Annotated in this window: 10 protein-coding genes; 5 read left to right on the top strand and 5 right to left on the bottom strand. The window is 39.0% G+C overall.

Annotation, left to right across the window (positions count from 1 at the left end):
• Positions 1-55: 55 nt before the first annotated feature.
• Positions 56-952, bottom strand: a complete 897-nt coding sequence (locus tag FE394_RS04710; protein WP_319925248.1) for a dimethyl sulfoxide reductase anchor subunit family protein — start codon at positions 950-952, stop codon at positions 56-58.
• Positions 953-1,220: 268 nt separating this feature from the next.
• Between FE394_RS04710 and FE394_RS04715 the strand changes: the two genes are divergently transcribed.
• Together FE394_RS04715 and uspE are read left to right on the top strand one after the other, a co-directional pair.
• Complete coding sequence (locus FE394_RS04715; RefSeq protein WP_319925249.1) at positions 1,221-1,976, top strand: FNR family transcription factor; 756 nt, start codon at positions 1,221-1,223, stop codon at positions 1,974-1,976.
• A gap of 127 nt (positions 1,977-2,103) precedes the next feature.
• Positions 2,104-3,048, top strand: coding sequence for a universal stress protein UspE (gene uspE, locus FE394_RS04720; protein WP_319925250.1), 945 nt, complete (start codon positions 2,104-2,106; stop codon positions 3,046-3,048).
• Positions 3,049-3,123: 75 nt separating this feature from the next.
• On the opposite strand, the gene FE394_RS04725 is transcribed toward uspE, so the two are convergent.
• The 3 genes from FE394_RS04725 to FE394_RS04735 all read right to left on the bottom strand — a co-directional run bounded on the left by FE394_RS04725 (position 3,124) and on the right by FE394_RS04735 (position 6,457).
• Positions 3,124-4,002 carry a DMT family transporter gene (locus tag FE394_RS04725; protein WP_319925251.1) on the bottom strand — a complete coding sequence of 293 codons (879 nt, stop codon included), beginning with the start codon at positions 4,000-4,002 and terminating at the stop codon, positions 3,124-3,126.
• Between the two features lie 190 nt (positions 4,003-4,192).
• Positions 4,193-5,110, bottom strand: a complete 918-nt coding sequence (locus FE394_RS04730; protein WP_369292843.1) for a tyrosine-type recombinase/integrase — start codon at positions 5,108-5,110, stop codon at positions 4,193-4,195.
• Positions 5,111-5,707: 597 nt separating this feature from the next.
• Positions 5,708-6,457, bottom strand: coding sequence for an SDR family oxidoreductase (locus FE394_RS04735; protein ID WP_319925274.1), 750 nt, complete (start codon positions 6,455-6,457; stop codon positions 5,708-5,710).
• Between the two features lie 435 nt (positions 6,458-6,892).
• On the opposite strand from FE394_RS04735, the gene FE394_RS04740 reads away from it, so the two are divergent.
• Positions 6,893-7,057, top strand: a complete 165-nt coding sequence (locus FE394_RS04740; RefSeq protein WP_319925252.1) for a hypothetical protein — start codon at positions 6,893-6,895, stop codon at positions 7,055-7,057.
• A 155-nt stretch (positions 7,058-7,212) separates the two neighbouring features.
• Here FE394_RS04740 and FE394_RS04745 read toward each other — a convergent pair whose 3' ends face one another.
• Complete coding sequence (locus FE394_RS04745; protein ID WP_319925253.1) at positions 7,213-11,424, bottom strand: amino acid adenylation domain-containing protein; 4,212 nt, start codon at positions 11,422-11,424, stop codon at positions 7,213-7,215.
• Positions 11,425-11,719: 295 nt separating this feature from the next.
• Here FE394_RS04745 and FE394_RS04750 point away from each other — a divergent pair, with 295 nt between their 5' ends.
• On the top strand, positions 11,720-12,073 hold the full coding sequence (locus FE394_RS04750; RefSeq protein WP_319925254.1) for a metalloregulator ArsR/SmtB family transcription factor: 354 nt from the start codon (positions 11,720-11,722) through the stop codon (positions 12,071-12,073).
• Positions 12,074-12,135: 62 nt separating this feature from the next.
• Positions 12,136-13,419, top strand: coding sequence for an arsenic transporter (locus tag FE394_RS04755; RefSeq protein WP_319925255.1), 1,284 nt, complete (start codon positions 12,136-12,138; stop codon positions 13,417-13,419).
• The last annotated feature ends 74 nt before the right edge of the window (positions 13,420-13,493 follow it).

Here is a 13,493-nt window from a genome sequence, read left to right on the forward strand (position 1 = left end):
CCATGCATTTCGGCTAATGAATAATGAAATAAATTGGATAATCAATTCAGGTCTATCATACGTTGCACATAATAAAAAATGTATATTGATTAACCAACTCAGCAATGAACATGAGAATTGCGCCAAGTAGAATAGAATAATTTTTATGGTTCAATAGACCATTTTTTCCTTTCCATAACGCATAAATCCAAATTGTCATTGCAACAATATATAAGCACCATGAAATCATTCTCATCCCAAAAGCGCTTTTGATATTAAATTCGACTTGATGCGGAAAAATAGCATTTTCATTGATTGTTGTGATTTCTGCCAACCACCCCATATAGGCAGGATGCTCGATCAGTCGCAGGGTCACACTGGCAAAAACAACAAGCAAAGCTGCCATCAGAAATTTAATGAGGAACTTTCCTTGAATGTATTTTCTTAGCGGGCAACAGATAAATGATAGTGCTAACGCTGGCCCTAGCGTAAACACTGCACCATAGAACAGAAAATACGTATTAATATTTTTCCATGTAATCATCATGCTATTGACATAAATAATCGCCATGTAATGGAGATCGATCAGGCCAATGACACCAATCCCAAGCATGACATAAGCATGGGCACGTTTTATGAACACAACAATAAATGTGCATAAGACAAGCAATCCAAAATAAATGGCAGCAAAGGTTGTTTCTATGTTTACCCATCTCTGCATAACATTATGTAATGTATGATACAAATTAAATGGATATTCCAAAATGTTTAGAGAAGCAAGCAACCCTATCCCTGCAAGCACGCTACTGACTAATAGCGTTCTTAATAATGTTTTTTCTACGACAACGGCCACTGAATGCTGCCATGTTTTTGATTCATGCTTAAACCAGTAAATAAAAAGTGCGCTCATCAATACCAGCCCCACGGAGCTTTGTACTAGCATTGTCAATGCAATTAACAACCATTCACCCATGTCAACCCTATTCCATTTATCCGTAACCAAACAACATCATCGACTCGTATTGTACCCATATATTATTGACTCAATTTCAGTTTGATTGAGATGTTATATTGAATGGCTAAAATTTTACGCAAGTTCAGCGTTAATCCAAAAAAAATTTCATTTTTTTTTCGTTAGTAGTGATAAATACCGTAAATTAATGGGATTATCTGGCTCTTATCAGGACCAGATAAATATGTTAAATTTACTCATATCAATCACTTCTAATGAGCATTTCCCTATGATCCCGGAAAAACGTATTATTCGTCGGATTCAATCTGGTGGTTGCGCAATCCACTGTCAGGATTGTAGCATTAGCCAGCTCTGCATTCCTTTCACCTTAAATGAACACGAACTTGACCAGCTTGATAATATCATCGAGCGTAAAAAACCCATCCAGAAAGGGCAAACTTTATTTAAGGCTGGTGATGCACTGAAATCACTTTATGCCATCCGCTCTGGGACAATCAAAAGTTACACGATTACTGAAGAAGGTGACGAACAGATCACGGGTTTCCATCTTGCTGGTGATTTAGTCGGCTTTGATGCCATCATTAATACTGAACACCCAAGTTTTGCCCAAGCGCTGGAGACTTCAATGGTATGTGAAATTCCATTTGAAACTCTGGATGACCTTTCAGGCAAAATGCCTAATCTCCGCCAGCAAATGATGCGTCTGATGAGTGGGGAAATCAAAGGCGATCAAGAAATGATCTTGTTGCTGTCTAAAAAGAATGCTGAAGAAAGGCTGGCTGCATTTATCTACAATCTGTCACGTCGCTTTGCCCAACGTGGTTTTTCACCTCGCGAATTCCGCTTGACTATGACACGTGGTGACATCGGCAACTATCTTGGTTTGACCGTTGAGACCATCAGTCGCCTGCTCGGCCGTTTCCAGAAAAATGGTATTTTAGCCGTTAAAGGTAAGTATATTGCCGTTGAAGGTATGGATAAATTGACTGAGTTAGCGGGTAAAGCACCTGCTAACATCGCCTAACATTATCTAAAATTTAAGCCAGATCACTATATTTTGCTGATCTGGCTTTCCTTTATCCTGTTATAGTTATCTATATTGGTTTATCTTTTGTACGAAAGAGATACCCAGTCTCTGCGAGGAACTCAATATGGCAAACTATCAAAATATCTTAGTTGCAATTGACCCCAATCAGGATGATCAACCCGCATTAAGGCGGGCAGTTTATATCGTGCAACGTAATGGTGGTCGGATTAAAGCTTTCTTATCTATCTATGATCTCTCTTATGAAATGACTACCCTACTTTCTCCTGAAGAAAGAAATGCCATGCGCAAAGGAGTGGTTGGTCAAAGAGTCGCTTGGATAAAACAACAGGCCCATTACTATCTTGAATCAGGAATTGATATTGAGATCAAAGTGATTTGGCATAATCGTCCTTATGAGGCGATTATTCAAGAAGTTATCACTGGAAATCATGATTTACTATTGAAAATGGCTCATCAACATTCCAAATTGGAATCTATGATTTTTACTCCGCTTGACTGGCATTTATTACGCAAATGTCCGTGTCCTGTCTGGATGGTGAAAGATCAAATATGGCCGGAAAACGCGTCTACTGTTGTTGCGGTCAATTTATCCAATGAAGAAGCTTATCATAATGAACTCAATCTGAAATTAGTGCGCGAAACGCAAGATCTTGCTAATCGCATCGTAAAAGAGCCGTTAATTCATCTTGTTAGTGCATATCCTGTTGCACCTTTAAATATTGCAACTGAACTCCCCGATTTTGATCCCAATGTGTATAACCAGGCATTGCGAGGTCAGCATTTAGTTGCAATGAAAGGATTGCGACAAAAATTTTGTATTGATGAGCAACATACTCATGTTCATGAAGGAGTGCCAGAAAAAGTCATTCCTGAAATTTGTGATGAATTAAATACAGGAGTAGTTGTATTAGGCATTCTGGGTCGGACTGGATTATCCGCTGCATTTCTTGGCAATACAGCCGAGCATGTTATCGATAAGCTGAAATGTGATCTTCTGGCAATTAAACCCGATGGATTTTCCTGCCCTATTAAGGTGAATGAAGATTAATCAATTGGATGATTATATATAGGAAAACGGTTGATAAAAAATTGCCCGAATTCCTTTTCGGGCAATTTACTGAACTCATTCTACATTTTTAATACTTTTGGTTTCTTTTTCGCGAAAGATAAGAGCAAGACCCACTATTATTGCCACCATGCCTACTATACTTAAAATAGATAAGGCATTGCCTAAGAATAAATAGTCCATTATTGCTGTCACTCCCGGAACAAGATAAAACAGGCTGGTGACATTAACCAAATTACCGGCACTGATAAGCCGATAAAGTAATAATTGAGCGGCTACTGAAATCACTAAACCAAGCCATAGAACCGGAATAATAAACCCAATGGTCGGTTCAATATGGAAAGGCTTAAAAGGTACAAATAATAAACAAAGTAATAAACTTACGCCATATTGTAAGGGTAACACTTCAGAAGGCGATTGCTTAATCTGTTTCTGAAAGATGGCACCAATACTTATACAAGCTAAAGCGGCTAAGGCAAAAAAAGTTCCTGAAAGAGAAAACTTGGTCAGGACTAGTCCTTGAAATACAACAAATATTAATCCCATCAAAGACAATAATAACCCCATTAAACGCCGAGCGGAAAAATGTTTCTCGATCACCCAAAGAGTAATGATGGGCTGAACTCCCATTATTGTTGCCAAAATTCCGGGCGTTATTCCGTGTTCTAATGCAAGAAAGTAAAAAATTGAGTATCCGCCGATGATTAACAAACCCGTTCCGGCAACTTTCTTGATATTTTCCGGTGTAGGGAGATGGCTTTTTCTAAACATGCAAAGCAATAGTAGAAACAGAAAAGCAATAGCAAAACGCACAGTTAAAATGGCAAAAGAAGAACTATGGTCTAGTCCCCAACGGGAAAAAATAGCGCCACTACTCCATAATAAAACGAACAAAGACGTTGAACCGTAAGTATTCCAAAGTGTTTTTGAGGTCATAATAAGTACACCTGTCATCGTAATATGTGAGAGAGTAATAATTAGCGAATAATTAAGCAATCTATTAAAAAGACGTTTTCTGAGAATTTCTTCATATCACGTCTTTTGCTTGGAATGACTTTTAGGATGTATAAAGAAAGAGATATTAAGTTTGTTAAACATGACAAATAAGGAAAAAAGTTTTTCCTTATCAAAAATCCAGATTTCTGGCTGCATTTTTCAGACGTTCATCTCCACGCCTGTCATATTTTTGGGTTGTAGTAATACTTGAATGCCCCATAGCATCTTTGACAGTTATGATATCTTCACCATTATCCAGCATGGCTGATGCAAATGTTCTGCGCAGATCATGAGGTGCAAATTTTTCCAAACCACTTTCTAATCTGCGTGTCTCAAGGATATGATAAATTGCCTGATCAGATAAACGGGTATCAGTCACGTCATCATGACGACGAATACGAGTAAAAAGTGGTCCGGCGTGATCACCACGTACTTCATCTACCCATCGGTTCAAACGTTCCCATGTTCCCTCCGGCATATAGGACAAACGTTCTTTATTGCCCTTTCCCATCACTCTTAATGCTTGTTCACGACGAATTATATGTTTTATATCCAGTGAAACAATTTCTGAACGACGCAGTCCGCATCCTACAAGTACACCAATAATGGCAGCATCACGTAAACCTTTTGTACTGATATCATCTTCACAGGTAAAAAATAAGGTTTTTATTTCATAACGCTCAAGTGCCCGGCCTTTTGGTAACCTGTTTCCCCTGACAGAACGCACCTGTTTTATATGCTGAAAATTATCGGTATCGATTTGTTTCATTGTCCATGCTTCCAATGCAACACCTTTCAAAGCAGAAAGATAAGTGTTGATCGTTGCTGGAGCTTTTCCCGAATCTGAAAGCATTTCCATGATGGCTTGAATATGATGACGTCGAAGTGCTCCCCAAGTACAGTCCTGAACATTTTGATATCCGAGCATTTTGGCCACAATATTCAGAAATGATTTCATGGTCTGACGACTACGTTTTGAACCAAGACTAACAAGATATGCAATTGCAGGATTGTCATATATTTGCCTTCCCGGAACGGATACCGACATCACCATCCCTCTTTTTTGTTGAGAACCCTTCAATACAATCGCTGATTTTTTATCATCATCTTGTTCGCTGTTATCTTTATTTTGATTATGACGGGTCAAAACTGCCTCCTGACTTCAATGCCTACAATCTGCCAAAAACGTAACTCATAGATAAACCTATTCCTGATTGACTATTTTCAACCCAATTTCAAAGCCTTTTACGGGTTGCGCTCTGTAAAAAATGGGGGTAATCATCCATGCCATTTTATTTCATAAACCTTACTTTTTCAAATGTATATTTTAATAAGTAGAAAAAATAATACTTAAAATACAATAAAATAGAATATTGAAGATCCTTCCATCACGATTGACGCGATGGGCCGCCAATACAAAATCGTACACAAGGTCAGAATCTTTGACATCAGGTGTATTGCTTACTTTTATCCTTTCTCCATTTTTAAACGCCCTTCCTTGATACACTGCGGATCAGACATCGCCAGTGGATGGAAGGGCTATTGCAGCAACGACACTCTTCACCTTGAACACTATCAGCTGCAAACTCGTGGTGTAGTCGTTTGCGAAATTTCATTCTGGATAGCTGCTAAGTTAGTTTCCAATTTATAAACCACCGCATAAGTCTGTAAAGCTTCCAGTCACGAATGAAGCTTCGTCACTAAGTAGCCAAATAATCGCATTTGCAACCTCTTCAGGCGTTCCACCTCTTTGCATCGGGAAGTTCTTGGCAATACGATCAACTCTATAAGGTTCGCCTCCATCAGCATGAATATCGGTGTAAATGCCGCCCGGACGAACGCAGTTGACTCGTATGCCGTCAGCGGCGACTTCTTTAGATAATCCTGTAGTAAAGGTATCAACTGCCCCTTTCGACGCAGCATAATCAATGTATTCGAAAGGTGAGCCACTTTTCGATGCACCTGATGAAACGTTAACAATTGAGCCTCCAGAGCCTCCTCTAGAAATCGACATACGCTTAATCGCCTCAGAAGAGCAATAAAAATGGCTCATTACATTGGTCAATAATACTTGTTGAAATCGTTCCCCATCCATATCAATTAAGGGCATTTTTTGTTTTAAGATCCCAACATTATTGACAAGGTGAGTAATACTTCCTAACTGAGTATCAATGTTGTCGAACATTTTTTTTACTTGATGCTCATTGGAAACGTCAGCACGTACAGCGATACATTTGGCACCCAGATTCAAAATCTCATCACGCACTTTAAAAGCAGACTTTTCATCGTTTAAATAATTTAAACATATAGAGTATCCTTTATTTGCTGCCAGTATAGCGGTAGCCGCTCCAATACCTCGACTAGACCCTGTAACTAAAAGTATTTTTTCTTTCATCATTATCCTATTTAGTAGTATTACTTGACAAAACTAACTTGAAATAACCAAACGCGATTTCTATTGGCATGTAACTATAATAAAAGCAAGGAAAAAATATGTTATTACATCAACCACGGCATCAATGAATACTTCCTAGCAACAATCCCATCGATGTTATCTAATTAATGATGTACCGCTTTCGAAAATAAGACAAATTTATAGAGATCACAGAAAAACGGGATCCAAGACAGAATATAAATCTTATGAGTATAAAACCATGCATACATCACTGAAGTTAAATTGGAGATAAAAATTGGTCAACAAAGGAGTGATGAAAAATGCGCTTGACTGGATAGTTAGCGGTGGAGAATTGATCGACAAGCCACTGCGTTCCCCAACATCTCGATTCGTTCCGAACTCGCGCAGTCACAACTAACTGAAACGCTGCAAACTATGGGGTGCCGCCTAATAGATGAGTGTAGTCCCCGCGCAACATTGGCTGCACCTTACGTTATCCCTGATGCCACAGAGCATATGTTGGTTGATCACCCTGATATCGGGCCCAGATTGAAAATTCTGTGGAACAAGATTGAGCACAGTCTGGCAGCATTGCGCTGAATAGACCCCACTTAGCCCTAAAATAAAACGCCCGGTGTAGTGCATCAGGCGTTATGAGTAAAATAAGTGTCAACGTATATCTGGACTAGACAAATCACTAAATCAGCTCATTACTAACAGGATAAGGATTAAAATCGAATCTGTCTGAAAAAACCTTAGTCATAAAAATTACGGATATTCTCTTTTTCCTGACCAGATACGATGGCATTCATTAATCGCTCGTAATACCGAAGTAAGCTATCAATAGCCTCTTTGGAGTATAGCTCTGGATTATAGGTAAATTCACATATGATACTTTTTGGCTTGTTGAAAAAAGTCATCCCAAGTGATTCGAAAGGAGTTGGAACAATCTGTATGGACTCTACGTCGAGGTTAGCGAAAGATTCTGTCTCATCATCATCTATGTCCATGTAATTAAATACAATGTTAAATAGAGCATCCCTTACTTTTTCACCGACAGAATCAACAACCAAAGATACGTGAACGTCCAAGTTTTGCATAGCATCATAGATAAACTGCCTGATTTGCTGAATGATATCGTGTAAGCTCATTTCCTTATTGATCGAGGATTTGACTAATAGTCCATTCAAAAACAATCCTATCGCTTGCTGGCTTTCGATACTGCTACGCTCAAGTCGCGGCGAAGCCGTAATAGTCTGTGATACGCCTGAATACATAAATATACAAGTATGGAATAGAGCCATAAATAGCATATATGGTGTCGTATTATTAGATTCACAATATTTTGAAAATGCTTTAGTTACTGAATTAGGTATATTGATATAGTGAATATTAAAGTGGCCATTTGAAGCTACATTCCTGCTGAAATCAACCAGAAAATTATGCTGCATACTGACATTAGCAAACTGTTTCTGCCAAAACTTAAGCTGCGTTTGATACTCATCTGTTTTATGACTTCTTTGCGAATCATAGATATAGTCAGAATATTTCATAGCTATGGGGGGAAGAACAGGCTCTTGTCCCTGTGAATAAGCCGTATACAATTGTGCAAGTTCATTCAAAAAGATATTGATTGACCAACCATCAAAAATTATATGGTGAATATCAAACAATAATCCTGTGCTTTTTTCAGAAATAGGTAATAAGAATGCTCTAATTAACGGTTTATTATAAATATCAAAAGGTATTTTTTGTTCTTCTCGCCAGAACCTTTCAATTTCACTGAGTATTTTCTCTTTTTCTATTCCTTCTGGTTGTAATTTGACAATTTGTAAATCGATCGTCAGATTATTGTCTGGTTTCACGAAGATCTGTTCATTTTCTTGATGGAATTTTAAACGCAAACTTTCATGCCGTTCTAAAAGAGTATTCAAACTTTTTTCCAAGGCATTACGATCAGGTATTCCATTTATCAGCAAAACAACGGGAACATGAAAACACTGCTCCATCCTTCCCTTTTGTATCAGAGGTAAAAGCAGTTTGTGCCCATAAGAAAGTAGAGTCTTTCCATCAAGGGTATTTTGTATTGGTTCAGATATCGATATTTCAGGTCTTTTAGTATTCTTAATCACATTTGAAATTTGTGCAACGGTCGGATTTGTAAATAATTGATACATGCTAAGACTATTGTTCAGTATATTTTTAATGGATGCCGTAATCTTAGTGGCTAAAAGCGAATGTCCTCCAAGCGCGAAGAAATTATCATGAATTCCTACCTGATTAATTTTCAAATGTTTTTGCCATAACAGGCACAGTTTTTCCTCTATTTCATCTCTTGGTGCAACATAATTTTGCTGACGTAATTTACTGTTATCCGGAACAGGCAGGGCTTTTTTATCCACTTTGTTGCTAGGTGTGAGAGGCATCCGCTCCAGCAGGATATAGATACGGGGAACCATATATTCAGGCAATTGTTGGTTCAGAAAAGATTGAAATAACTCTGAGAGTTCACTGCCAAGAGCAGAGGCATCAAAGGCTGCTCCTCTTGCTCCAAGCCACTCAGCGCTCGGACAAACGTAAGCAACCAGTCTCTTATCTTCATTGCCCTCGCCGTAAGCGATCACAGCGGCACTACTTAAGGCATCATGTCCACTCAAGACATCTTCAATTTCACCTAATTCGATGCGATGACCGCGAATTTTGACCAATGAGTCAACACGTCCTATAAACTCCAATTGACCATCCGGTGTCCAACGAACTAAATCTCCCGTCCGATAAAGTCTATTTTCTGTATCAGAACCTGCACATGATGAGCTTAATGGATCGCGGATAAACTGTTTTTCTGTGATTTCCGGTGAATTTCGGTAACCCCGTGCCAGCTGAACCCCACCGATATGCAGTTCCCCAATTGCCCCAATTGGTACTAGATTACCCTCCGGATCAAGAATACGAACCACTATGTTCGGTAATGGTTTTCCAATTGTAATCCGGTCATCGGTTAATAAACCAGCGGTTACCATAGAGGAAGTTTCTGTAGAGCCATATGCGTTAAATAGTTTTCTGCCCGGTTTCCAGCGAGTCGCTATTTGTGGTGGCACAGCCTCTCCTCCCAATAATAAATTTGAGACGGATTGCCATTTGTTGAAGTTCAGATGGGGCAATAGTGCCTGCGGCAACATAGTATGGGTAATCTGATATTTTTCAACCACATCATCCAGTAACTCAGGAGTACGTTGCTGCGTTTCCGAAATCAAACACAGCGTTGCGCCACAAGGAAAAGCCATCGCCATCTCTATGGTCATAGCAACAAAGCTCCAGGAAGCAAACTGTAATACCCGGCTGTTTGCATCAATCCCAAATAGATCGGCCTGAGATAATGCAAGATTAACCCAGCCTTTATGCTTCACCATCACACCTTTTGGTTTGCCCGTAGAGCCAGAGGTATAAATCACATAGATCAGATGATCTTCTGTCAGAGGCGTTGGGCGTTTGGTGATATTCCCGGTTGGCATATTTTGCAGGTGTGATTGTACAGCCGGTGTATCCAGATAGATCACTGTTTGCTGGCTGATAGGCAATTTTTCTGCCAGATGTGTTTCGGTAAGGATGAACTCAACTTCACTATGCTCCAGCATATACTGAAGGCGTGCCTGCGGGTAACCGGGATCTAACGGTACATACGCACCCCCTGCTTTAAGAATTCCCAGTAACGCCACCACTCCTTGTAATGATCTCGACATACAAAGTGCGACCAACGTATCAGGTTTGACACCCAGTTCTATCAAATAATGTGCCAGTTGGTTGGCTTGTTCATTGACTGCTCGATAACTCATCGAGTCGTTACCAAAAATCAATGCGGTATTTTCAGGAATCCGTTCGGCTTGCTCTTCAAACAATTCATGGAAACAACGTCCTGTTTGATAATGTTTCTGTGGTCCATTCCATTCATGCAATAAAGTGTGCTTTTCAGTATCAGATAGAAATGGAATGTTATGAACAGAGGATACTTGACCCGGCAGTAGTTCATCAACATTTTGCGTCATCATTGCAACAATATTGGAAAGCAGGGTTTCGTAATTGGCACTTAATCTTTCAATTGTGGCACTTTCAAATAGATCAGTGTCATAGTTCCATAAAAGAGATAATCCTTTCCCCTCTTCTTCATAAATGTGGATGTCTAAATCAAGCAGGGTTTTCAGATGCAGGTATTCTTCACTCTTAATGTTATTTTCCTGCTCTAAATCTATATTTTGCTGATTAGTATTTCCTAGTGTAAAAGCGATTTGAAAAATAGGATGATAGTTTACATTATGATTAGGATTGATTTTCTTTGCCAACCTTTCAAAAGGAAGTTCCTGATGTGCATCGGCATCTAAAATCGTATGGCTATTTTGTTTTAATAATTCACTGAAAGTCGGCTGAGAGGATAAATCTGTTCTGATAACCAATGAATTGACGAAAGTACCGATTAAAGACTCAATGTCATAACGTTTTTTTCTTGTAATCAGCGTACCAATTATAATGTCTTTTTCATTACTGTAATGGCTAAGCAATACAGCAAAGGCAGTTTCTAAAAATGTAAATAAAGTGACTTCATGTTGGGTGCATAACGTTTTTATTCCTTGTGTAATATTATTTGAAATACGTTGTTGATGTGTGTTTTTTTCGAAATTCTGTTTTTCTGAACGTGGGTTATCCAATGGGAAATGATGTAGAGGAGAGATGCTAATCAATTGTTTTTCCCAATAATTTAATTGATTATCCAGAATATTTCCTGACGATATATTTTCTTTTGAATAAGACTGGGACAGAAAAGTTATTAATTGGTTTTTGTTATTTATCCATTCACTTAACAATTTCGACGGAATACTGTCACGATTGGTTTCATATTGTAATTTTCCATTCATAATAAATAGCGTAATGCCGTTTTCTAAAGCTTCATTGACAATTTGCATTGCAGTTTTCATATATCGCCTTTAAATATATTTTGTTATTTCCTGTTCGGAATGGAAATTTTCTTTATGAAAATAAGATGTAATGAAAGATTACTCGAATAGTAGAGCATCTCGGATTCACATAGTAAATGAAAAACCAAAACATAATTAGAGATCTATTTTACAAATTTCTACCTTTCCGACACCACCTAAGCAAGCAGACTGGTCTTCCTATAAACAGACACATTTACTTTTTCAAATATGTTATTGACGTTACGTTGCGACTGAGTATTATCTTCAGTTAATCAACTCAATATTGAGAGTGTTTATGATTCAACTTACCCCACTTCAATTTTTCAAATTTCTTTCCGATGAAACCCGTCTCTACATCATGCTATTACTGCGTAAAACTGGAGAATTATGTGTCTGTGATATATCAACAGCCCTTCAAGAACCACAGTCCAAAACCTCACGCCATCTGGCAATGCTGCGAGAAGCGGGATTACTTTCAGATCGACGGGAAGGAAAATGGATCTACTATCGTCTTTCATTACATATTCCTGTTTGGGCAGAAAATATTCTCGAACTGACTTCACAATGCCAGTATGCAGAGATCGCTCAACTCAATAAGCGTCTTCAGCAGGTGAATACAGCAACGGGTGGTAAATCTTTCTGTCAATAATGGATTAAAAAATTTATTCAGATATATGTGACAAATCAAATATGTTTTTTTTGGAGGAAATTATGTTACTGGCAGGTGCAATTTTTATTCTAACTTTGATTTTTGTGATATGGCAGCCGAGAGGGTTAAGTATTGGCTGGAGCGCTATGATGGGAGCTATGCTTGCCTTGATTACTGGCGTAGTCCATTTCGATGATATTCCAGTCGTGTGGCAAATTGTCTGGAATGCGACGGCGACTTTTATTGCTGTAATTATCATAAGTCTGTTACTTGATGAAGCAGGTTTTTTTGAATGGACTGCATTGCATATCGCCCGCTGGGGAAATGGCAGAGGCCGCTGGTTGTTTACCTATATTATTCTTCTTGGAGCCGCTGTTTCAGCACTATTCGCGAACGATGGTGCCGCGTTGATACTGACACCTATTGTTATTGCGATGCTATTGGCTCTCGGTTTTAGTCGTGGAGCAACACTTGCATTTGTGATGGCCGCTGGGTTTATTGCGGATACCGCCAGCTTACCTTTGATTGTCTCTAATCTGGTTAATATCGTTTCCGCTGATTTTTTTAACCTTTCTTTTAATGACTATGCATCAGTTATGGTTCCGGTTGATATTGTCGCCATTATTGCCACATTAACCATGCTTCATTGTTTCTTCCGAAAAGAGATCCCACTCGCCTACGATGTTGCCAAATTGAAAATGCCACGTGAAGCCATTCGTGATGTACGAACATTCAAAGCAGGCTGGGCTGTTCTGATTTTATTGCTCATTGGTTTTTTTGCTTTTGAGCCGTTAGGAGTACCCATTAGTCTTGTTGCGGCGGTTGCAGCCTTCGCCCTTTGGTTGGTTGCTCGTAGTGGTCATGTGATCAACACAAAGAAAGTACTGAAAGAGGCTCCCTGGCAAATTGTTATTTTTTCATTAGGGATGTATTTGGTCGTGTACGGACTGCGCAATGCCGGTCTTACAGATGTCCTGTCTGGCGTTATGAATATTTTCGCTGAAGGAGGTGTCTGGGGAGCAACATTGGGTACTGGTTTCCTGACAGCAATACTGTCATCAGTCATGAATAATATGCCTACAGTACTTATCGGTGCATTGTCTATTGATGCCAGCGCTGCTACGGGTGTTGTCAAAGACGCCATGATTTATGCCAACATTATTGGCAGTGATCTGGGACCCAAAATTACGCCGATTGGTAGTCTGGCAACGTTACTTTGGTTACATGTTTTGTCGCAGAGAAACATTTTTATATCATGGAGTTACTATTTTAGCGTGGGGATTATCATGACCCTGCCCGTACTTTTTGTCACTCTGGTAGCACTGGCAATCCGGTTATCATTTTAATATGGCATACAATCACCTAATGCGATGGCTCTGCGGGCGACAGAAGATGGATAGTCATCTCATTTTAAATAATA

Origin of the sequence: Xenorhabdus littoralis (assembly GCF_033949345.1) — a bacterium.
In the GTDB taxonomy this organism is placed as follows: domain Bacteria; phylum Pseudomonadota; class Gammaproteobacteria; order Enterobacterales; family Enterobacteriaceae; genus Xenorhabdus; species Xenorhabdus littoralis.

Bases quoted from the DNA above. Each gene is read 5' to 3' on its own strand.
- FE394_RS04725 (WP_319925251.1), bottom strand. From the start codon at position 4,002: ATGACCTCAAAAACACTTTGGAATACTTACGGTTCAACGTCTTTGTTC.
- uspE (WP_319925250.1), top strand. From the start codon at position 2,104: ATGGCAAACTATCAAAATATCTTAGTTGCAATTGACCCCAATCAGGAT.
- FE394_RS04745 (WP_319925253.1), bottom strand. From the start codon at position 11,424: ATGAAAACTGCAATGCAAATTGTCAATGAAGCTTTAGAAAACGGCATT.
- FE394_RS04755 (WP_319925255.1), top strand. From the start codon at position 12,136: ATGTTACTGGCAGGTGCAATTTTTATTCTAACTTTGATTTTTGTGATA.
- FE394_RS04710 (WP_319925248.1), bottom strand. From the start codon at position 952: ATGGGTGAATGGTTGTTAATTGCATTGACAATGCTAGTACAAAGCTCC.
- FE394_RS04735 (WP_319925274.1), bottom strand. From the start codon at position 6,457: ATGAAAGAAAAAATACTTTTAGTTACAGGGTCTAGTCGAGGTATTGGA.
- FE394_RS04740 (WP_319925252.1), top strand. From the start codon at position 6,893: ATGGGGTGCCGCCTAATAGATGAGTGTAGTCCCCGCGCAACATTGGCT.
- FE394_RS04715 (WP_319925249.1), top strand. From the start codon at position 1,221: ATGATCCCGGAAAAACGTATTATTCGTCGGATTCAATCTGGTGGTTGC.
- FE394_RS04730 (WP_369292843.1), bottom strand. From the start codon at position 5,110: ATGTCGGTATCCGTTCCGGGAAGGCAAATATATGACAATCCTGCAATT.
- FE394_RS04750 (WP_319925254.1), top strand. From the start codon at position 11,720: ATGATTCAACTTACCCCACTTCAATTTTTCAAATTTCTTTCCGATGAA.